This window comes from Actinomadura monticuli, assembly GCF_041463655.1.
In the GTDB taxonomy this organism is placed as follows: domain Bacteria; phylum Actinomycetota; class Actinomycetes; order Streptosporangiales; family Streptosporangiaceae; genus Spirillospora; species Spirillospora monticuli.
In genome coordinates, this window is record NZ_JAXCEI010000003.1 from 358328 (window position 1) to 378888 (window position 20561).

The following is a 20561-nucleotide window of genomic DNA, read 5'->3' on the forward strand; positions in this document are numbered from 1 at the left end:
ACTTGGGTGGTTTGGCTCCGAATTGCGTGACTCTCTTGTGTCCTAAGCGGCGGTCCGGCACCGCCCCGTTGCCGCAGATGACCGGCCGGTCGGGGCGGCCGGCGGGTCCCGGCCGGGGGTGGGCCGGGAGGCCCGCGGGCCGCGGCGCCGGGTGTTCGAGCACTATCGAATATCGAGTCCAATAGGACACCCTAAGCCGTCGGCTCATTCGTGTGCGCAGGGGATTGCGGGGGTTTCGGTGACAATCCATTGCCAAGTCAATTCAGAGCGTGACGGGTCACGGTTCGGTCGCGATGTGCTCTCGCCGCCGGACCGGGCAAAATGATGGGCCGAGCAGCACTTGCTACGGTCCGTGAACACTTGGCGACCATATCGACCTGTACGCAGGGTGATCGTCCGTGCTCAAGAAAACGGACATATGGGCATAAACTCGCGATCCGCGCATTGGTCTTTATCCGCTGACCTATGGTCCTTTGCGGCCTATCCGGGAATGTGCTGCAATGTCGGACGCCGAGGGTGGAGGTGATGTCGCTTTAACCCTGCGCGCCTGTGAGGCCACGGAGAGTGTGCGACATCGTGTGGAGAGGGTGTTAGCGGCGGATGCAACCAAGCGACGAAGGTCGCGACGGTCCTCGAACAGGTAACGTCGAGGTTCAGTCGGACCGTTCGACACGGTCAGGCAGTAGGTTGAGCCTGCGCAACTGGCGTGTGCCACAGCGGCTCATCGTCCTGATCCTGGTTCCGACGGTCGCCGCCGTCGTGCTCGCCGGGGTGCGCATCTCCAGCTCCGTCAGCGAGGCGGAGACCTACGGACGCGTCGAGCAGATGGCCGAGCTGGGGCAGGGAATCACCCAGTTCGTCCAGGATTTCACGGCGGAACGGGACCTGGCGGTCGAGTACGCCGCGGCCAACCGCGCCGGGGCGCTCCTGCCGGAACTGCAAGCTCAGGAACGCAGGACCGACGCGCGGATCCAGCCGGTCCGCTCGTCCGCGTCGGCGATCGACGGCTCCTACGGCGCCGAGGCCGTCCGCGACGCCCGCGCGGTCCTCAGCCGCCTGGACGGCGTCAAGGCACTGCGCTCGCTCGTGGTCGGCACCAAGGTGCCGGCCTTCATCGTGCTGCAGAAGTACACGGAGGCCACCAACGAGCTGATCGCCGTCCTCGACGGTATCTCGCAGAACGTGGCCGACGGCGGCCTGGCGGAGTCGAGCCGGGCGCTCGGCGCGCTCGCCCGCGCCAAGGAGGCGGTCTCGCGCGAGCGGGCGCTGCTCCTCACCGGCGCGCGGGCCAAGCGGCTGGCCGCCGACGAGCTGGACGAGCTGCGGGCGGCGCGCGCGCAGGAGGACAGCGAGCTCGCGGCCTTCCGCGACTCGGCGACCCTGGAGCAGGCCCAGCTCTACGAGGACACCGTCGTCGGCACCAGGATCGACCAGGCGCGCCAGGTGCGGCAGCGGGTGATCTCCGGTGCCGGCACGTCCGGCGGCCCGCTGCTGCGCTCCCTCGGCACCGCCCGGTCGGCCAAGGTCATCCGGGACTCGATGACCAGCATGATCGACAAGATGCGCGAGGTCGAGCAGCGGCTGGCCGGTGACATCAAGGCGCAGAGCGACGAGCGGGGCGCCGAGGCCCAGCAGTCCTCGATCATGGACGCGGTCATCATCGCCATCGTGCTGGCCGTCGTGCTGCTGGTCACGGTCATCATGGCGCGGTCGCTGGTGCGGCCGCTGCGCCGGCTGCAGGCCGGCGCGCTCGACGTCGCCAGCACCCGGCTGCCCGGGCTGGTCGACCGGCTGCGCGATCCGGAGGCCGCCGCCGGCGGCATCGAGGTCGAGCCGATCGAGATCGACTCCACGGACGAGATCGGCCAGGTCGCGCGGGCCTTCGACGAGGTTCACCGCGAGGCGGTCCGGCTGGCGGCCGACGAGGCGGTCCTGCGCGGCAACATCAACGCGATGTTCGTCAACCTCTCCCGCCGCAGCCAGTCGCTCATCGAGCGCCAGCTGCGGCTGATCGAGGAGCTGGAGCAGAGCGAGCGCGACGAGGAGCAGCTCGCCAACCTGTTCCGGCTGGACCACCTGGCCACCCGCATGCGGCGCAACTCGGAGAACCTCCTCGTCCTCGGCGGCCAGGAGCAGGTGCGGCGCTGGAACAAGCCGGTCCCGCTCATCGACGTCGTCCGGGCGTCGCTGTCCGAGGTTGAGCAGTACGAGCGGGTGGCGCTCCGGGTTCAAGGCGACATGGCGGTCGCCGGCCCCGTCGTCAACGACCTCGTCCACCTGCTGGCCGAGCTGGTGGAGAACGCCACCGCGTTCTCCTCCGAGCACACCAAGGTCACCGTCTCCGGGCAGATGCTCAGCGGCGGCGGCTGCATGCTGCAGATCACCGACAACGGCGTGGGCATGTCGCCGGAGGAGCTGGAGCAGGCCAACTGGCGGCTCGCGAACCCGCCCGTCATCGACTTCTCCGCGGCCCGCCGCATGGGCCTGTTCGTGGTCGGCCGCCTGGCCGTCAGGCACGGCATCCGCGTCGAGCTGCGCGCGGCGCAGGGCGGCGGCCTCACCGCGTTCGTGGTGCTGCCGGACGCGGCGGTCTCGCCCGGCGAGACCGGCGGCATCGGCGCACGCGGCCTCGGGCCCCGCGAGTCCGGCTCGCACGGCCAGCTCGCCGCGCTCACCACCACGGCCGCGGAGCCGGGCGGCGCCTTCCGGCAGGACGGCTACGGCTCGATCGGGACCGGCCCGCGCCCCGTGGTCGGCGGCACCGGCCCGCTGCGCTCCGTCCGGGGCGGCACCGACGCCCAGCCGGTCATCAACGAGACGGGCCCGATCCCGGTCGGCGGGTTCGCCGACACCGGCGCGCAGCCCGTGGTGCCGCCCATCGAGCGGCGCCCGCCGCGCGACCGGCACCGTCCGCCGGAGGACCCCTACCAGCCCGGCGACCAGCAGCCGCCGCGGCGGCCGGGGGAGCTGCCCATCCGCGAGCCGGGCCGGCACCTGCCGGACCGCCCGTCCGACGACGGCGCCCCGAACGGCCTGTTCCAGCCGCGCAACGAGCGCCCGCAGCCGCCCGCCGGCCGCGGCCCCGCCGCGAGCAACGGCGGCTTCCGGCCGGCCGGCCGCACCGGACCGCAGTCCGTGGTCCCGGAGGCCCAGCCGGCGGTGCCGGAGCCCGGCGCCGCGCGGCAGATCCCGTGGGAGACCGGGCCGCTCCCGGTCGGCGGCGCCGGCGGCTACGCCGACACCGCGCCGCCGGCGCCCGCGCCGAACCCGCCGGAGGAGTACGTCCCGGAACCGCCCGCACCCGAGCCGGCCATGCGCGCCGCCGCGGCCCCGCCGCCGCCCGCGCAGCCGGAACCGAAGGCGCCGCGGGTGCCCGAGCGCTCGCCGATCTTCGACGCGATGCAGTCCGAGTGGTTCCAGCGCAGGTCGGGGAGCACGTCCGGGGAGGATCCGGTGAAGGGATGGGAGTCGCCCGCGGACGCCGGGTTCCGTGCCGCCGAGGCCGCCCGCCAGCCCGTGGCGACGTCGCGCACGACCGTGGGTCTGCCCAAGCGGGTGCCGGGCAAGAACCGCGTCCCGGGCGCGGTCGGCCACGCCCAGGCGCCGGCGGGACCGCCCGCGGGCGGCGCCGGGCAGCCGCAGCCCGCGCCGGCACGGCAGCCGCAGGGGCCGCCGCCAGGGCCGCCGATGCCCGGCCAGGCGCCGGGGCAGATGCAGGGCCAGGAGAGTTACGGCCAGTCGGCCGATGTCGTACGCAGCCGCTTCGCGAGCCTGCAGCGCGGCGTCCACCGTGGACGCAACGAGGCTCGCGGGACAGGCACGTCAGGTGAGGCGCCGTCACAGGGTGACGGCGAGACAGGAGGCACGCGGTGAGCGGGCAGGATCTCAACTGGTTGGTGACGAACTTCGCGGACCGTGTCGCGAAGGTCGCACACGCCGTCGTGGTCTCCTCGGACGGGCTGCCGATGGCGTACTCGGCGGGCTTCCCGCCCGAGCGCGCCGACCAGCTGTCGGCGATCGCCTCGGGGCTGATGAGCCTGACGCAGGGCGCGGCGAAGATCTTCGACGCGGGCGGCGTGAACCAGACCGTCGTGGAGATGGACCGCGGGCTGCTGTTCGTCATGTCCATCACGAACGGGTCGGTGTTCGCGGTGCTGGCCGCGCCCGACTGCGATCTCGGGCTGGTCGCGTACGAGATGACGCTGCTGGTGGAGCGGGTGGGCCGGGTGCTGACCCCCGCGCTGCGCGCCCAGGAGCAGCAGCCCCCGTACTCCGGGCCGTCCGTGACCGAGATGGGCGCCGGCCCCGCCCGCTATTGACCGTGACTGACTCTGACGGAGGTCGGCGACATGGATCGAGGCAGTCACTACGGAGGCGGTCCCGGGGTCCCGGGCGGCCCCGGGCGCTGGCCGGGTGACCAGGGCCGGGCACCGGGGCGGCCGCCCGAGCGGGAGGACAGCGACACCAGCTCGCTGGTCCGCCCGTACGCGGTGACCGGGGGGCGGACGAAGCCGCGCTACGACCTCGCCATCGAGGCGCTGGTCACCGCGGCGCCGTATCCGCCCCGGGACGTGGCCGTGCTGACCCCGGAGTACCGGGCGATCATGGATCTGTGCCGGTCCGCCCGCTCGGTGGCCGAGGTGTCCGCGCTGCTGCGCCTGCCGCTCGGCGTGGCGCGCGTGCTCGTCGCCGATATGGCCGTCGAGGGCCTGCTGCGGCTGCACCAGTCGCAGCCCGCAACCACCGCCGGCGGACAGCCGGACCTCCGCTTGCTAGAAAGGGTGCTCAGTGGCCTTCGGAAGCTCTGACCAGGTCCCGGCCCCCGGGCCGCACGGCGGAGAGGCCGAGCTGACCTCGGTCAAGATCGTCGTCGGTGGCGGCTTCGGCGTCGGCAAGACCACCTTCGTCGGCTCCGTCTCGGAGATCATGCCGCTCACCACCGAGGCGGTCATGACGGCGGCCAGCGCCGACGTCGACGACCTGTCCGCCGTGCCGGACAAGACGACCACCACGGTCGCGATGGACTTCGGGCGCGTGTCGCTCGACAGCGAGCTGATCCTCTACCTGTTCGGCACGCCCGGGCAGCACCGGTTCTGGTTCATGTGGGACGACCTGGTGCGCGGCGCGATCGGCGCCGTCGTGCTGGTCGACACCCGCCGGCTGGAGGACTGCTTCGCCGCGGTGGACTACTTCGAGGAGCTCGGCCTGCCGTTCGTGGTGGGCGTCAACGGGTTCCACGGGGAGTTCCAGTACGCCGTGGAGGACATCCGCGAGGCCCTGTCGATCAGCGCGCACGTGCCGATCGTGCAGTGCGACGCGCGCAGCCGCGAGTCCACCAAGCAGGTGCTGATCACCCTGGTCAAGCACGCGATGACGGTGCACGCGGGCGGCGGGCCGGCGGCCGCGCAGGCGCAGCAGCCCGGCACCACGTCGCCGAGCTGGACCTAGCCGCCGGGAGCCCGTCGGGAGCCCGCCGGACGGTTACGGTCGCGTAGGTCGTGTGCGCGATGCATGATTAATCTTCGTGATCGACCATGAATCCGTGCTGGGGGTCGCGATGCGCGAAACGGAGCAGATCGGGACGTACGTTGCGCTCGGCGACAGCTTCACCGAGGGCCTGAACGACCCCTACCCGGGCGAGGACGACGTGTTCCGCGGCTGGGCGGACCGGCTCGCGGAGCACATCGCCGAGCGGAACCCCGGTCTGCGCTACGCGAACCTCGCCGTCCGCGGCAAGCTCGTCCGCCAGATCGTGGACGACCAGGTGCCGATCGCCGTCGGCCTCGCCCCGGACCTCGTCACGCTGTGCGCCGGCGGCAACGACATGATCCGCCCGGGCGCCGACCCGGACGCGCTCGCGGTGGTGTTCGACGACGCGGTCCGCAGGCTGCGCGGCACCGGCGCCCGCGTCGTGGTGTTCACCGGCTTCGACACCCGCGGGCTGCGCTCCGGATCCCGCATCCGCGGCAAGGCGGCGACCTACAACATGCACCTGCGCGCGATCGCCGACCGCCGTGGCTGCGACGTCGTCGACCTGTGGCCGCTGCGCGCGTTCAACGACCCCCGCGCCTGGCACGAGGACCGCCTCCACCTGTCGCCCGAGGGCCACCGCCGGATGGCCCTGCTGGTCGCGGGCGTGGTCGGCGTCCCCGTCGAGGGCGACTGGCGCGAGCCCTGGCCGCCGCTGGACCGCGCCGACTGGCTCACCATGCGCCGCGAGGACGTCCGCTGGGCGCGCACCTACCTCGTCCCCTGGATCGGCCGCCGCGCCACCGGCCGCTCCTCGGGCGACGGCCGGGCGCCCAAGCGCCCCACCCCCTCGCCGCTGTAACCCGGGCGGCCGGGGCTAGAGCAGCGCCTCCGCGAGGGTCTCGGTCACCGGGATGCGCCGGTGGAGCCCGGTGATCTCCAGGGCGCGGCGGACGATGGGACGCGGGCCGGCGAGGGTGAGGCTGCCGCCCGCGGCGGTCGTCGCCTTGAAGCAGGCGACGATGACGGACAGGCCGTGGGAGTCCATGAACTCCAGGCCGGCCAGGTCGAGGACGAGGTGCTCGCCGTGTTCGCGGCGTGCCTCGTTCAGGTCCCTGCGCAGGTCTTCCGAGCAGGCGATATCGAGCTCTCCGCACAGCCGGACGACGGCGCGCCCGCCGTCCGACCGCGTGGTCACTTCCAAAGGTGGCACGGGGGATTCCCCTCTTGTGAGCGGCACCGGAGGAGGGCCGTCCGCCGATGCTTTCCATTCGACAACTATCGCCGACGGGGCCTCGCCTGCCAACCCGCCGCGCGGACCCTCGCAACGAGAGCGGAACCGGCTACTGTGCCTAGAGCAACCGCCACCCCAGCCTCGCGCCGACCGAAAGGCACATGTCCGTAGGCCCGACCCGCGACGACCTCGACGTTGCGATCGCGTGCGAAGCCAGGTTCGAGCGAAGCGAGAACCTGATCGCGAAGCGAGCCGCCAGGCGAGTCGGACGCGATGCAGCGATCGCCGCTTCGCCCGCCGAAGGAAGGCGCCCCAGCGCCTGACGCCGAGGGCGAAGCAAAGAACAGGGAGAAGGACGCAGTGAGTGCCCCCCGGCTGCCGGACCATCTCGAAGTGCTGCTCACCGAGGAGCCCGTGCTGGACGTGTACGCGCACGGTCCCTGGCGCGTGCCGGACGGCCTCTACGAGGAGATCCGCGAACGAGCGGTCGCCTACAACACCGACAAGCGCGCGGTGGTGCTGACCCGGCAGCTCAGCGACTTCTACGGGGACCGCACCAGCGCGGCGGGGGCCGAGCAGTGGTCGCTGCTGACGTTCCTGCTGGGGGCGTCGGCGGTGCGCGGCGGGTCGCGCGGCGACGTCGACTACGAGCTGCTGTCGGACTTCCTGGCGACGCCGGAGTCGGCGGTCCGGGACCCGGCGGCGTGGTTCACGCAGGGCGGGCGGTGGCGTCCGCCGGGCCTGTGGCTGCCCGAGCCGGCGGGCGACGACCCGGAGCGGCGCGCGGTGATGTTCGAGCTGGCGCGGGCCGGGCTGGACGTCTTCGAGGGACTGGAGCCCATCGAGCGGCGCCGGAAGGCGCTGATGGGCCTGTTCGACCGGCGCGCCGCCGACCCGGCGCTGCGCGAGGCCGACATGACCGTCCCGAACCGGCGGCTGGAGGACGCCTGGGCCTCCGCGCTGACCGAGAAGGAGCTGGCCGTCCTGCCGGAGCTGGCCGGCCCGGTCGGGTACCTGGGCTGGGTGTGCCAGGGCCTGGACGCGGCGCACGAGCGGCTGGCCGGGGCCGTCGCCGACGGGGACGACCCGGACGCGGCGCTGGCCCGGCTGCTGCTGGCGGCCGAGGTGTCCGTCGTCCCGGCCGAGCTGGCGGTCGTGCTGGGCACCACGCGCTACGAGAACGTGGAGGAGCGCTTCCGCGCCGCGCGCGAGGGGTTCTCCGCCGAGGCGTGGCAGCAGCGCGTGCGGGCGTGGCTGGCGCGGGGCCTCGTCGCGGGGGAGGCCGACGCCGCCCGCGCCTGGCTGGACATGGCGGTGCGCGTCACCGGGGCGGTGCAGGGGCTGCCCGAAGCGGCGGCCAGCCCGCGGTGCCGCGTCCCCGTGCGCCCATTCCAGGCCGACCTGCGGCGGTTGTTCAGCGCGCGGCGGATCCTGAACACGCTGGAGTTCGGCCCTGGGCGGACGGGCGGGGACGACGGCGGGGACCGCGGCGCCGCGGAGCGGCCCGAGCGGGCGGAGGTGCCGGAGCCGGGGCTCGTCGGGCAGCCGGAGCTGTCCCGGGCGCTGCGCGAGGCGGTGGCGGCGCGGCTGGCGGGGGAGCGGGCCGTCCGGCTGCTCGTCACCGGCCCCGAGGGCACCGGGAAGGGCACCGCCGCGGAGATCGCGGAGGAGCTGCTGGCCGGGCGCGGCGCCGTCCGGGAGGCGCTGTGGATCTCCGACCAGGTGTTCGCGTCGCTGGGCGTGAGCGACGCCGTCCTGTGGCTGCAGGCCCGCGTCCGCGACTGCCTGGAGGGCCGGATGCTCCTCGTCGTGGACGACCTGGAGAAGCTCGCCGGCCACGAGCGCTGCGGGGCCGCCGCCGCGGAGGAGCTGCGGCGGCTCATGGCCCGCGCGCCGTCCCTCAACGTCGTCGCGCTGTGCCGCCCCGGCGGCGACCGGCGCCTGTTCGACGCCAACCCCGCGCTCGTGCGGGCGTTCGACGTCGCCCGCACCCGCGACTTCGGCGAGGACGACTTCGCCGAGCTGTTCGCCCTCGCCGTCGCGCGGCGCGGCGCGCGCGTCGCCCCGGAGGTCGCGGCGTCGGCGGGCGGCATGCTGCGCCGCACCCCGCCGCTGCGCAACCTGCGCGGCGCCCGGCTGGCCGAGCACATGGCGGGCGAGGCCGTCGCCGCCGCCCGCGCGCGGGCGGCGGACCCGGTCGAGGTCACCGCCGCCGACCTGCCGCAGCACCTCATCGCCGGCCGTCCCGCCGAGACCGACCCGCTCGCCGAGCTGGCCGCCTGCGTCGGCATCGAGCCCGCCAAGCGCGAGGTCGACGCGCTGATCGCCGAGGCCAAGGCGGCGCGGCTGCGCCAGGAGGCGGGCATGAGGGCGCGGACGCGCCCCCGGCACCTGGTGTTCACCGGGAACACCGGCACGGGCAAGGGCAAGGTCGCGCGGATCCTGGGCCGCGTCTACGCCGACCTCGGCGTCCTGTCGTCCGGCCACCTGGTCGAGGTGGAGCGCGCCGACCTGCTCGGCGAGTACGCCAGCGAGAGCGTGCTGCGGGTGCGGCGGGCGGTGGAGCAGGCGCACGGCGGCGTCCTGCTGGTCCGCGACGCGCACGCGCTGGTCTCGGCGGCGGCGGACGCGGCGCGCGGCCGGGAGGTGCTGGACGTCCTGCTGACCAGCGTGCAGGCGCACACCGAGGACCTCGTGGTCGTGCTCACCGGCCCGCCCGCGGAGATGAACGGGCTGCTCAAGGGGCACCCCGACCTGGCCGCGTTCTTCCCGCGGACGATCGCCTTCGCCGACCTCACCGACGACGAGCTGGTGGAGGTGTTCGCGGCCAAGGCCGCCGGCTCGGGGTTCGAGCTGGCCCCCGGCGTGCTGGACAAGGTCCGCGCGCTGGTCGAGGCGGCGCCCCGCGAGCGCGGGCTCGGCAACGTCCGCATCATGACCAACCTGCTGGACCGGGCGGTCGCGATGCAGGGCCGCCGCGTCCTCGCCGACGGGATCGTGGACGAGACCGAGTCCCTCGACGTGATCCTGCTGGAGGACGTCCCCGACACGCTGACCCGCGGCCGCGACGACGTCCCCGGCGACCCGCTCGCCGAGGTGGAGCGGCTGATCGGGCTGGCCGACATCAAGCGGGAGGTGGCCGCGCTCGTCGCCGAGGTCCGCGCCGAGCAGCTGCGCCGCGACGCCAAGGTGTCGCCGGCGCCGCCGGCCCGGCACATGGTGTTCATGGGCAACCCGGGCACCGCCAAGACGACGATCGCGCGGCTGATCGCGGCCGTCTTCGCCCGGCTGGGCCTGCTGTCGTCCGGGCACCTGGTGGAGGTCACCCGCGCCGACCTCGTCGCCGAGTTCGTCGGGCAGACCGCGCCGCGGGTGCGGGGCGCGGTCGAGCGCGCCCTCGGCGGCGTCCTGTTCGTGGACGAGGCGTACGCGCTGTCGTCCGCGGGCGGCGACCGGCGCGACTTCGGCCACGAGGCGATCGCCGAGCTGCTGCGGCTGATGGAGGAGCACCGGGGCGACCTGGTGGTCATCGTCGCCGGCTACGACGCCGAGATGGCGCGGTTCCTGGACGCCAACCCGGGGCTGAAGTCCCGGTTCCCGAAGCGGCTGCTGTTCCCCGACTACACCGACGACGAGCTCGTCACGATCTTCGAGTTCATGGCGGCGGAGGCCGGGTTCGAGCTGGCCGGCGGCGTGCTGGACGCGCTGCGCGACCGGGTCGCCGCCCAGCCGCGCGGCGCCTCGTTCGGCAACGCCCGGCTCGTCCGCAACCTGCTGGAGGCGGCGATCTCCCGGCAGGCGCAGCGCATCACCGCCAAGCACGACGAGGGCCGCGAGGTCGGCGCTGCGGAGGTGGGCCTGCTGCGGCCCGAGGACCTCCCCGACGCCCCGCCCCGCCCCGACGACGGCGGCTACGGCCTCTACATCTAGCCGGCCTGCGCCCGGGTGCCGTCCGCCCCGTAGGCGGCGGCCTGCAGGGAGTACAGGTCGGCGTAGAGGCCGCCGCGCGCCATCAGCGCGCGGTGGTCGCCCTCCTCGATGACCCGGCCGTGCTCCAGCACGTAGATCCGGTCGGCGTGGCGGACGCTGGCGAGCCGGTGCGTGATCAGCAGCACGGTGCGGCCGTCGGCGTGCGTGCGCATCCGCTCGAACAGCTGGTGCTCGGCCCGCGCGTCGAGGGCGGCGGTCGGCTCGTCGCAGATCAGCAGCGGCGCGTCCCGGAAGAAGCCGCGCGCGACCGCGAGCCGCTGCCACTGCCCGCCGGACAGGTCGGCGCCGCCCTTGAACCGGCGGTCCAGCAGCGTGCCGTAGCCGAGCGCGAGCTCCCCGACGACCTCGTCGGCGCCGGACGCGCGGGCGGCGGCGAGCATCGCCTCGTCCTCGGGGTCGCCGTCGGCGTGGTCGCGGCCGCGGCCCATCGTGATGTTCTGCCGCGCGGTCATCGGCCAGTGCGTGTACTCCTGCGCGATGACGGCGATGCGCTCCCACACGTCCCGCGGGCGGACGGCGGTCAGCGGCACGTCGTCCCACCGCACCTCGCCGGCGTCCGGGTCGTACAGGCCCGCCATGATCTTGGCGAGGGTCGTCTTGCCGGACCCGTTCTCGCCGACGAGCGCGACGACCTCGCCCTTGCGGACGTCCACCGTGACGCCCCGCAGGGACGGCGCGTCCGCGCCCGGATAGGTGAACACGACGTCGCGGACGCGGATGTGCGCGAAGTCGTCGGGCAGCCGCGCGCACTCCGCCGCCGCCGGGCCGAGGGCGCGGAACGGGATGCGCCTCTCCGCGGCCTCGCAGAAGCCGACGTAGTCGCCGAAGTACAGGCCCTCCTCGTAGCACCGGTTGACCGCGTAGACGAGGTTCGCCAGGGAGGTCTGGCCGGACCTGATCGCCAGCACCGCCGTGCCGGCGACCGCCAGCGGCACCGCGCCCTTCCACAGCATGACCCCGAGCGCGACGTAGACGAGCGCCGTCGCGGCGCCCTTCAGCATGTCGCCGGTGACCTTCACGGCCAGCTGGCGGCGCGCGACGTCCAGCTCGACGCGCCGCTGGTAGGAGGCCGACCGGTCGTACTGGTCCAGCAGGAACCGGCGCATCGTGAACGACCGGACCTCCGCCGCGTGCTTCCGGTCGACCATCAGGTCGGACAGGATCCACTTGCGCCGCGACACCCCCACTAGGGAGAGCATCATCATGTACCGCATCCGGGCGCTGCGGACGGACGCCCACCCTTCGGGGACGGCGGTGAGCAGGAGCAGCGGCAGCAGCAGCGGGTGCAGCACGCCGAGCGTCCCGGCGGCGGCGATCATGCCGATGGCGCCGGTGAGCACGTCCACGGCGTGCTGGACGACCATCGGCGCCGACATCATGCCGCGCCCCTGGGCGCGCTTCAGATCGTCGAGGAAGTCGGAGTCGTCCAGCGCGGTCATGTCCACCGCGGTCGTCGCCTCGTACAGGCGCAGCTCGACGAGCCGCTCGACCTGCGGCTCCAGCCGCGCCTGCGCCCAGCCGGCGCCCGCCTGCAGCGCGGCCCGCAGCGCCACCGCGCCCGCGACCAGCGCCAGCGACGGCAGCGCGTCGCGGACCCGGGACGGCGTCGGCGCCGCGCTGAACAGCGCGGACAGCACGCCGGTCGTTGCCAGCAGCCAGAACGCCGTGAAGAACCCGGCGGCGATGTTCAGGGAGACCGCCGCGACCGTGTCGGCGCGGCTCGCCCGCCACGCGAGGCGCGCCGCCTGGAGGATCGTGGCCGGGAACCGCCGCGCGATCGTGACCATGCTCGTCTCGGTGAGCTCCTTGTCGCGCGCGTGCCAGGCGACGACGACCTCCGGGAGCCCCGGGTCGGGCAGCGGCCCGCGGCGGCGACGGCCGCGCCGCTCCCTCCCGCGCAGCGTGAATGGCCTGGAAAAACGCCGTCCTGCACCCATGCGCCGCCCTCCGCGCGTCCTGCCCGCGTACCCCCCGCCAGGGGCAGTGTGCGCCGTAAGGAGGACGATGTCCGCTTCATGTGTCACATAGCGCGGTGATTTGTTCGGATGCAGAATCATGCGGCGGATGGACGCGCGGCACCCCCGGGGTTGTCTAAGGTCTACGCATGAACGAGGGCCGGGCTCACCAGCACGCCGCCTACGGGCGGGACCCGTACGACGACCCGTACGCGGGCGACCAGCTCGCCGGGGGGCGGGTCGGCGCGGGCGACCCCTACGGCGGGGCGCCGGTCCGGCGCCGCCGCAGGCGCCGCTGGCCGCGGGTGCTCGGCGCGATCGCGGTCGTGCTGCTGCTGATCGTCGTGGGCGGCTACTTCTACCTGGACTCGCGGCTGAAGCGCGAGTCCGTCCTGGTGGACTACCCCGGCCGGGTCGCCGACACGCCCGGGACGAACTGGCTGGTCGTCGGGTCCGACAGCCGCGAGGGCCTGTCGAAGGCCGACCAGAAGCGGCTCGCCACCGGGTTCGCCGGCGGCCGCCGCACCGACTCGATGATGCTGCTGCACTACGGCTCGGGCGGGACGTCCCTCATCAGCCTGCCGCGCGACTCCTACGTCCCGATCCGGGGCCACGGGTCCAACAAGCTGAACGCCGCGTTCGCGTTCGGCGGCCCCAAGCTGCTCGTCGAGACCGTGGAGAAGGCCACCGGCATCCGCATCGACCACTACGCCGAGATCGGCTTCGGCGGCTTCGTGGGCGTCGTGGACGCGGTCGGCGGCGTGGACATCTGCGTCAAGGAGAACATCAAGGACCGCAAGGCGGGCCTCAACCTCAAGGCCGGCTGCCAGACGCTGGACGGCGGCCAGGCGCTCGGCTACGTGCGGACCCGCGCGTTCGCCCGCGCCGACCTCGAACGCGTCGAGCACCAGCGCCAGTTCTTCGCCGCGCTGATGAAGAAGGCGACAAGCCCGGGGACGATGCTCAACCCGTTCCGGAGCGTCCCGCTGGCGATGAACGCCACCAGCAATTTCCTGGTGGACGAGAACGACCACCTGTACGACCTGGTCCGCATGATGTGGGCGATGAAGGGCGTGAGCGGCGGCGGCGGTGTGACGACGACCGTCCCGATCGGGGGCAGCGGGAGCTCGGCGGCGGCCGGGTCCTACATCACCTGGGACAGGGCCAAGGCGTCCACGATGTTCGCCGCGCTCAAGCAGGACCAGCCGATCCCGCAGGACGTCATCACCAAGTGACCCGTCCGGCTACAGTCGGACCATGTCCGATCTGACGCCGGACGGCGTGAAGCTGGACGAACTGAGCTCCAAGGAGCTGCACGAGCGGGCGATGCAACTCGCCCGGGAGCGCCGCGACGTCGGCTTCCTGTGGGAGCTGCTGCGCGCGATCCCGGCCGCCGCGGCGGCCACCGGGGAGGTCGACCGCGCCGAGTTCGACATCTTCCACGTCGTGTCGCTGCTCGAGGAGTTCACGCACGCGGGGGAGGGCGAGGTCGGGGAGGCTCTCAGGCCCCTGTACATCAGGTACATCGCCGAGCACGCCAACCGGACCTGACCGGCTCTTTACCCCGTCTTGATCTCCGTTCGCCCATCCGAGGGAACTACTCTGTGTGAGTTAGCGACCGCAGAGGGTGGTTGAAGTGAACAAGAAGAGCATGAAGATCGCCGCCATCGCCTTCGTGGCGTGGTACGTCATCAGCAGGCCCGAGGGGGCGGCGACTCTGGTGAACAACGCCCTGAGCGGGCTGGGCAACGCGGCGGAGTCGTTGTCGCAGTTCATGAGCGCGATCCCGAACTGACGGACGGCTCCGTGGCCCCGTACCCCCGGCGGTGCGGGGCTTCTACGCGTCCGCCCCTCGGCGGGCCACCAAGCGGTGGCCCGCGCGTCACAGTAAAATCGCGCTTTGCGGGCACCCGCGGCTGGGCACAATTGGATCGGGTCAATTGTGTCGCGCGCTACAACCAGGGACGGCGTACGGATGAAGAAGAACCTCCGCTATGTGGCGATCGCCTTCGTCATCTTCTACTTGCTGAGCTCGCCGACGGACGCGGCGGGAGTGGTCAACAATGCCTTCGACCAGCTGGGCAACGCGGGCAACCAGCTCGCCGCCTTCGTGAACGCGCTGGGCACGTAGGACGGCGGGGGGCCGGTCATGGGAGGGATCTCCTAGGATCGGCCTCATGTCTGTCTTCGACGTAGAGATCGACGGTCTGCGGGGCGGCTCCGCGGACCTCGCGCAGTACCAGGGCAAGGCCGTGCTCGTCGTCAACGTCGCGTCCAAGTGCGGCCTCACCCCGCAGTACTCCGGCCTGGAGCGGCTGCAGGAGAGGTACGCCGAGCGCGGCTTCACCGTCCTCGGCGTGCCGTGCAACCAGTTCATGGGCCAGGAGCCCGGCACCGCCGACGAGATCGCCGAGTTCTGCTCGACGACCTACGGCGTCACCTTCCCGATGACCGAGAAGATCGAGGTCAACGGCGACGGCCGGCACCCGCTGTACCAGGGCCTCGTCGGCACCCCGGACGCCGAGGGCCACACCGGCGACATCCGGTGGAACTTCGAGAAGTTCCTGATCGGCCCGGACGGCGCCGTCGCGGCGCGCTTCGCGCCGCAGGCCGAGCCGGAGTCCGCCGAGGTCGTCGCCGCCATCGAGAGGAACCTTCCCAGCTGAGGCCGGTCGCGCCCTCCGGCCCGCCCGGAGGGCGCCCGCCGCTGTGAATCGCGCCACACCGCGAAGCCGTTGCCCTCTATTCGAGGACCCGTCTAACTTGTGAGGTCCGCGATACGTGGAGGTGCCCATGCGCGGCTGGACGGCGAACGACATCCCCGCGCTGAAGGGCCGCCGGGCGATCGTCACCGGGGCCAACAGCGGCATCGGCTACCACACCGCGCTCCAGCTCGCCCGGCACGGCGCGTCCGTCGTGCTGGCCTGCCGCAGCGCCGAACGGGGCCAGGCCGCCTTCGACCGGATGAAGGCCGCCGCGCCCGGCGCCGACCTCGCGCTCGGCTCGCTGGACCTCGCCGACCTGGTGTCCGTCCGGGCGTTCGCGGCCCGGCACGGGGACGGCCCGCTCGACATCCTCGTCAACAACGCGGGCGTCATGGCGCTGCCGCGGCGCGCCACCGCCGACGGCTTCGAGATGCAGTTCGGCACCAACCACCTCGGCCACTTCGCGCTCACCGGCCTGCTGCTGCCCGCGCTGCGCGCCGCCGAGTCCGCGCGCGTCGTCACCGTGACCTCGGGCTTCGCCTGGACGGGCCGGCTGGACTTCGACGACCTGCAGGGCGAGCGCCGGTACCGCAAGTGGTCCGCCTACGGGCAGGCCAAGCTCGCGAACCTGATCTTCGCCAAGGAGCTGGACCGGCGCGTCCCCGAACTGACCAGCGTCGCCGCCCACCCCGGCTTCGCCGCGACGAACCTCCAGCAGGCCGGCCCGAGGATGCAGGGCAACACGCTCATGGACAAGGCAGCGGGCCTCGGCAACGCGGTGATGGCCCAGTCGGCCGCGGCGGGGGCGCTGCCGTCCCTGTACGCCGCGACGGCGGACGTCGAGGGCGGCGCCTGCTACGGCCCCCGGCTCCTCCAGTACCGGGGCGCGCCCACCAAGGTGGTCACGCCCCCGCAGGCCGGCCGCGCCGACCTGGGCGAGCGCCTCTGGGACGTCTCCGAGACCCTCACAGGCGTCGGCTACACCCCCGCCAAAGCCTGACCCCGGACCTGCCGGATTCCGGACCTGCCTGGCTCTGGATCGGCGTGACTCCGGATCGGCGTGACCCCGTCGGCGCCTGACCGGGCCTGCCCGGATCGCGGGCCTGCCCGGCCTCGGACCGCCTCAGCCCAGCCCGCGGATCGCCTGGGCCACCGTCGCCTCGACGACGGTCCCGGCGCCGGACGGGCCGCGCTGCGCGAGTCCGGCGGCGGCGTCGACCAGCGCCTGGATCAGTTCGGCCCGCAGCTCGGCGTCGGCGACGCCGCCCGCCTCCAGGGCGGCGGCGAGCGGGCGCAGCAGCTGCGCGTGCGCCGCCCGGATGCGGCCGACCGCCGGTTCGGCGAGGGCGTGCTCGACCAGCGCGACGGCGGCGGCGTGCCGGCCGTCCGTCATGACCTCCAGCTGGCACCGGATGTAGGCCGCGACCTTGCCGTCCAGGCCCTCGGCGCCGGCCAGCGCCGCCTCGACGAGGGACGCCCACCGGGGCAGCTCCTCCTCCAGGATCGCCGCGACGAGATCGTCCTTCGACCGGAAGTACTCGTACAGGCCGGGCCGCGACAGCCCGACCCGGCGCGCCAGCGCCGCCAGCGTCAGCGCCTCGATGCCCTCCTCCGCCACGAGCGCCCGCGCCCCGTCCAGCAGGTTCCGCAGCTGGCGGGCCCGGTGCTCCGCGACGGTGGCCTCACTGATCCTCGGCACCCGCCCATTTTAGGGTTCCCGACCGCACGTAGGTAAGCTCACGGAGCGCGGGTGATGTCCCAGTCGAGGGTCGCGGGGACGGAGCCCTCCAGCGTGAGGAGCCAGCGCTTCACCTCGACGCCGGACCCGCCGCTGTAGCCGCCCAGCCCGTTCGAGGCCACGACGCGGTGGCACGGGACGATCAGCGGGATCGGGTTGCTGCCCATGATCTGCCCGATGACCTGGGCGTGGACGCCCGTGCCGCTGCGGTCGCCCAGTTCCCCGTACGTGACGACCTTCCCGTACGGGACGGACTCGTACAGCGTGGTGAGGACCTGCCGCTGGGCGTCGGACGTCAGCCGCCAGTCGATCGGGACGTCGAAGTCCTTCAGGTGGCCGGCGAAGTAGTCGCGCAGGGCCGAGAGCGCGGGGGCCGTGCGGGCGGGGGCGTCCACGACGGGCAGGCCGGTGGCCTTGGCGGTGCGGGCGCGGGCGGCGGGGGTGTCGCGGAAGGCGAGCGAGACGACTCCGGTCTCGGTCTCGGCGACGAGCAGGCGGCCGAGCACGGTCTCGGCCGTGCCGAACGCGAGGGTCTCGGTCATGGTCCAGCGCTCCTTCCGGTGTGTCCAGCGTCCCACGCGGGACCGACACCTTCGTCAACACCGATGCCCGCCCTCACGTTGCGAGGGTGCGGTGCAGGCGGGCGGACTCCTGGACGAGGCGGCTGGAGCCGCCGCGCGCCGCCACGGCCTCGACCTCCGGGATGGCGCCCCTGACGCCGGCGGCCTCGGCCGGCGCCGCCTGGGTGAGGACCCCGCTGAAGAAGTGCGGATGCGGCCGGGGGCCGCCGCTCGTCGTCCCGCCGGACGTCGACAGGCCGAGGAGGCCCGCGTCCAGCCCGGACGGCCGCGTGTACGTGTACGACTGCGCGGCCCCAGCCGCCACCGTGCTGCTCGCCATGCCCGAGAACGTAGAGCGGGCATCGGACAAATCCCGGTGTCAGCCGAGCTGGCCGGGGAAGAGCAGCGACAGCTCCCGGGGGTAGGCGCCGATCAGGCGGAGCTCGTCGTCGGTCAGCGGCCGGCCCGTCTGGGCGTTGCACAGCTGGACGAGCTTGAACGCGAGGTCCTCGTCCACCGGCTCGACGCCCAGCCCGTCCATGACGTGCCGGAAGCCGGCCTTGCCGCCGTACTCGCCGGTGAGGACGACCCGTCCGCGGCGGGTGTGCCAGTCGTCGGGGAACGGGCCGAGGGTCTCCTCGTCGTACAGCTCGTAGTTGCCGTGGTCCTTGAGCGCTCCGTCCGCGTGGATGCCGGACTCGTGCGCGAACGCGTTCCGTCCCACGCCGACCTGGTTGTAGGGGAGCGGCTGGCCGAACGCGTAGCTCGCCCACAGCGCGAACCGCCGCGCCCAGGACAGGTCGATCGGGTCGCCGATCTCGATGCCGCGCTCCTGCAGCCCGAACCCGTGCCGGAACGCGAGGATGGTCGACAGCAGGTCGGCGTTGCCGGACCGCTCGCCGATGCCGTTCACGCAGGTGTTGATCCACGCGTCCTGGCCCGCCTCCAGGTCGCCGAGCGCGCCGCTGACGGAGTTCGCCACGGCCAGGCCGAGGTCGTTGTGGCAGTGGGTCTCGACGGGCATCCCCACGGCGGAGGCCAGCTCGGCGAAGCGGTCCCTGATCCGGTCGGGCGTGTCGCCCCCGATGGTGTCGCAGTACCGGACGCGGTCGGCGCCGGCCTCCTTCGCGGCCAGGGCGAACTCCTTCAGGAAGCCGTCGTCGGTGCGCGAGCCGTCCTCGGCGTTGACGCCGACGGTCTCGGCCCCGCCCGCTTTGGCCGCGCGGACGGCCGCGACCATCTCGCGGACGATGGCGTTCCGGTCCAGCCGCCCCCGGAACTTGTTCGCGATCATGTAGTCGGACGTCGAGATCGACAGGTTGTAGTGCGCGAGGCCCGTGCCCCCGGCGCGCACCCCGGCGGCCTTCTCCACGTCCGCCGCGACGCCCCGGCACCAGCCGGACAGCCGCAGGCCGCCGAACGCGCCCGCCTCCGCCAGCGCGATCTGCGCCCGCACGTAGGGCTCCTCGTGGAACAGGAACGGGAAGCCGATCTCCGACTGCGCCGCGCCGAGCCGTCCCAGGTAGAAGTTCACCATCGTCTTGCCGAACTTGGACAGCCCGGTGCGGGCCGTCTGGACGCCGTCGCGGTTGGTCACGTCCAGGAAGTGAATCTGAGGCATGCCCTCAGATTGACACTGAGATCTATATGTATCAATATTGACGATAATCAATATTCAGGGGCGAGAATCGTGGAGAACGAGCAGGCCGGCGGGTGGATCGACGCGAAGGCCGCCGCCGAGAGGCTCGGTGTGAAGCCCGCCACGCTGTACGCGTACGTGAGCCGCGGCGTGCTGCGCCGCAGGCGCGCGGCGGACGGGCGCCGCAGCCTCTTCGACGCGGCGCAGGTGGAGGAGCTGGCCCGGCGCGGGAAGCCGCGCCGCCCGCCCGGACCGGGCGAGCTGGCGATCGAGTCGGCGATCACCGCGCTCGGCGCCGACCGCCCGTACTACCGGGGGCGCGACGTCCTGGCCATGGCGGAGTCCGGGACGTACGAGGACGTCGCCGCCTGGCTCTGGACGGGCGGCGATGGCGGCGATGGGGACGCCGGCCCGTGGCGCGCCGCGGCGGACGGGGTCGCGGCGGCCGTCGCCGCCCAGTCGGGCCTGCCCGCCGGCCTCCTTCCGCTCGACCGGCTCCAGCTGATCGTCGCGGCCCTCGCCGCCACCGACCCGCTGCGCCACCACCTCGATCCCGAGGGCGTCACCGCGACCGGGCGGGCGCTCGTCTCCGGCCTCGTCGAGGCCCTCCCGGCCGCCGCCGCGCCCGCCGGGGGCGGGATCGCCGAGCGGCTGTGGAGCCGGCTGTGCCCGCGCCCGCCCGAGCCGGGCCTGCTGCGCGCGTTCGAGGCCGCCATGATCCTGCTGGCCGACCACGAGCTGGCCGCGTCCACGGTCGCCGCGCGGGTCGCCGCGTCCGTGCGCGCCGACCCGTACGCGGTCGTCGCGTCCGGGCTCGGCGTCCTCGGCGGCCCGCTGCACGGCGGCGCGTCCTACGGCGCCGAACGGCTGATCGCCGAGGTCGGCGACCCGGCGTCGGCGTCCCGGGTGGTCGGGGAGCGGCTGCGCGCCGGCGAGCGCGTCCCCGGGTTCGGGCACGGCGTCTACAAGTCGGGCGACGCGCGCTTCGCCGTGCTGATGGGCCTCGTCCGGTCCGCCGCGCCCGGGCACGAGCGGGTCGCCGCCGCCGACGCCGTCCTGGACGAGGCCGCGCGGCGACGCCTCCCCGCGCCCAACGTCGACTTCGCGCTGGCGGCGCTGGGCGCGGTCGCCGGCCTCGTCCCGGGGGCGGGGGAGGCCGTCTTCGCGGTCGCGCGCACCGCCGGCTGGCTCGCGCACGCGCTGGAGGAGTACGGCCGGCGCGGCCCGCTGCGTCCCCGCGCGGTCTACGTCGGCCCGCCGCCGCCGTGAGG

The 20561-nt window shown here is 73.7% G+C and carries 19 protein-coding genes; 13 read left to right on the forward strand and 6 right to left on the reverse strand.

The window, feature by feature from the left end; all coding sequences use genetic code 11:
- Positions 1–708 precede the first annotated feature (708 nt).
- The 5 genes from SM611_RS08230 (at position 709) to SM611_RS08250 (ending at position 6331) form a co-directional block, all read left to right on the forward strand.
- Complete coding sequence (locus SM611_RS08230; protein ID WP_371948479.1) at positions 709–3873, forward strand: sensor histidine kinase; 3165 nt, start codon at positions 709–711, stop codon at positions 3871–3873.
- Positions 3870–4319 carry a roadblock/LC7 domain-containing protein gene (locus SM611_RS08235; RefSeq protein ID WP_173396277.1) on the forward strand — a complete coding sequence of 150 codons (450 nt, stop codon included), beginning with the start codon at positions 3870–3872 and terminating at the stop codon, positions 4317–4319. The genes SM611_RS08230 and SM611_RS08235 overlap by 4 nt, the downstream gene beginning before the upstream one ends.
- Positions 4320–4349: 30 nt before the next feature.
- Positions 4350–4808 (forward strand): DUF742 domain-containing protein, encoded by a 459-nt coding sequence (locus SM611_RS08240; RefSeq protein WP_371948481.1) that lies wholly within the window; start codon positions 4350–4352, stop codon positions 4806–4808.
- A gap of 40 nt (positions 4809–4848) precedes the next feature.
- Complete coding sequence (locus SM611_RS08245) at positions 4849–5448, forward strand: GTP-binding protein (protein WP_371948735.1); 600 nt, start codon at positions 4849–4851, stop codon at positions 5446–5448.
- A gap of 109 nt (positions 5449–5557) precedes the next feature.
- The gene (locus tag SM611_RS08250) at positions 5558–6331 is read left to right on the forward strand and encodes an SGNH/GDSL hydrolase family protein (RefSeq protein ID WP_371948736.1); all 774 of its coding nucleotides are present in this window, start codon (positions 5558–5560) and stop codon (positions 6329–6331) included.
- Positions 6332–6346: 15 nt separating this feature from the next.
- Here SM611_RS08250 and SM611_RS08255 read toward each other — a convergent pair whose 3' ends face one another.
- Complete coding sequence (locus SM611_RS08255; RefSeq protein ID WP_371948482.1) at positions 6347–6682, reverse strand: STAS domain-containing protein; 336 nt, start codon at positions 6680–6682, stop codon at positions 6347–6349.
- A 381-nt stretch (positions 6683–7063) separates the two neighbouring features.
- Here SM611_RS08255 and SM611_RS08260 point away from each other — a divergent pair, with 381 nt between their 5' ends.
- Complete coding sequence (locus tag SM611_RS08260) at positions 7064–10633, forward strand: AAA family ATPase (protein WP_371948483.1); 3570 nt, start codon at positions 7064–7066, stop codon at positions 10631–10633.
- Here the strand turns inward: SM611_RS08260 and SM611_RS08265 are convergent.
- Positions 10630–12630 carry an ABC transporter ATP-binding protein gene (locus SM611_RS08265; RefSeq protein WP_371948485.1) on the reverse strand — a complete coding sequence of 667 codons (2001 nt, stop codon included), beginning with the start codon at positions 12628–12630 and terminating at the stop codon, positions 10630–10632. The two genes, SM611_RS08260 and SM611_RS08265, sit on opposite strands and share 4 nt — an antisense overlap.
- Before the next feature lie 167 nt (positions 12631–12797).
- Between SM611_RS08265 and SM611_RS08270 the strand changes: the two genes are divergently transcribed.
- From SM611_RS08270 to SM611_RS08295, 6 genes are all read left to right on the forward strand, one after another.
- Positions 12798–13883 carry an LCP family protein gene (locus tag SM611_RS08270; protein WP_371948486.1) on the forward strand — a complete coding sequence of 362 codons (1086 nt, stop codon included), beginning with the start codon at positions 12798–12800 and terminating at the stop codon, positions 13881–13883.
- Between the two features lie 22 nt (positions 13884–13905).
- Positions 13906–14199, forward strand: coding sequence for a hypothetical protein (locus SM611_RS08275; RefSeq protein WP_371948488.1), 294 nt, complete (start codon positions 13906–13908; stop codon positions 14197–14199).
- A gap of 85 nt (positions 14200–14284) precedes the next feature.
- Complete coding sequence (locus SM611_RS08280) at positions 14285–14443, forward strand: hypothetical protein (protein WP_371948489.1); 159 nt, start codon at positions 14285–14287, stop codon at positions 14441–14443.
- A 180-nt stretch (positions 14444–14623) separates the two neighbouring features.
- Positions 14624–14779, forward strand: a complete 156-nt coding sequence (locus SM611_RS08285) for a hypothetical protein (RefSeq protein WP_371948490.1) — start codon at positions 14624–14626, stop codon at positions 14777–14779.
- Positions 14780–14825: 46 nt separating this feature from the next.
- Complete coding sequence (locus SM611_RS08290) at positions 14826–15314, forward strand: glutathione peroxidase (RefSeq protein ID WP_371948492.1); 489 nt, start codon at positions 14826–14828, stop codon at positions 15312–15314.
- Between the two features lie 127 nt (positions 15315–15441).
- Positions 15442–16353, forward strand: a complete 912-nt coding sequence (locus tag SM611_RS08295) for an oxidoreductase (protein WP_371948494.1) — start codon at positions 15442–15444, stop codon at positions 16351–16353.
- Positions 16354–16476: 123 nt separating this feature from the next.
- Here SM611_RS08295 and SM611_RS08300 read toward each other — a convergent pair whose 3' ends face one another.
- The 4 genes from SM611_RS08300 to SM611_RS08315 all read right to left on the reverse strand — a co-directional run bounded on the left by SM611_RS08300 (position 16477) and on the right by SM611_RS08315 (position 19272).
- Entirely contained in the window at positions 16477–17052 is a 576-nt protein-coding gene (locus SM611_RS08300) for a TetR/AcrR family transcriptional regulator (protein ID WP_371948496.1), read from the reverse strand.
- A gap of 38 nt (positions 17053–17090) precedes the next feature.
- The gene (locus SM611_RS08305) at positions 17091–17633 is read right to left on the reverse strand and encodes a methylated-DNA--[protein]-cysteine S-methyltransferase (RefSeq protein WP_371948497.1); all 543 of its coding nucleotides are present in this window, start codon (positions 17631–17633) and stop codon (positions 17091–17093) included.
- A 73-nt stretch (positions 17634–17706) separates the two neighbouring features.
- Positions 17707–17991 (reverse strand): hypothetical protein, encoded by a 285-nt coding sequence (locus SM611_RS08310; protein ID WP_371948499.1) that lies wholly within the window; start codon positions 17989–17991, stop codon positions 17707–17709.
- Positions 17992–18030: 39 nt separating this feature from the next.
- A complete protein-coding gene (locus tag SM611_RS08315) occupies positions 18031–19272 on the reverse strand; it encodes a hydroxymethylglutaryl-CoA lyase-like TIM-barrel protein (protein WP_371948500.1) in 1242 nt (413 codons plus the stop codon).
- A gap of 69 nt (positions 19273–19341) precedes the next feature.
- On the opposite strand from SM611_RS08315, the gene SM611_RS08320 reads away from it, so the two are divergent.
- Positions 19342–20559 (forward strand): citrate/2-methylcitrate synthase, encoded by a 1218-nt coding sequence (locus SM611_RS08320; protein WP_371948501.1) that lies wholly within the window; start codon positions 19342–19344, stop codon positions 20557–20559.
- Positions 20560–20561: the final 2 nt, after the last annotated feature.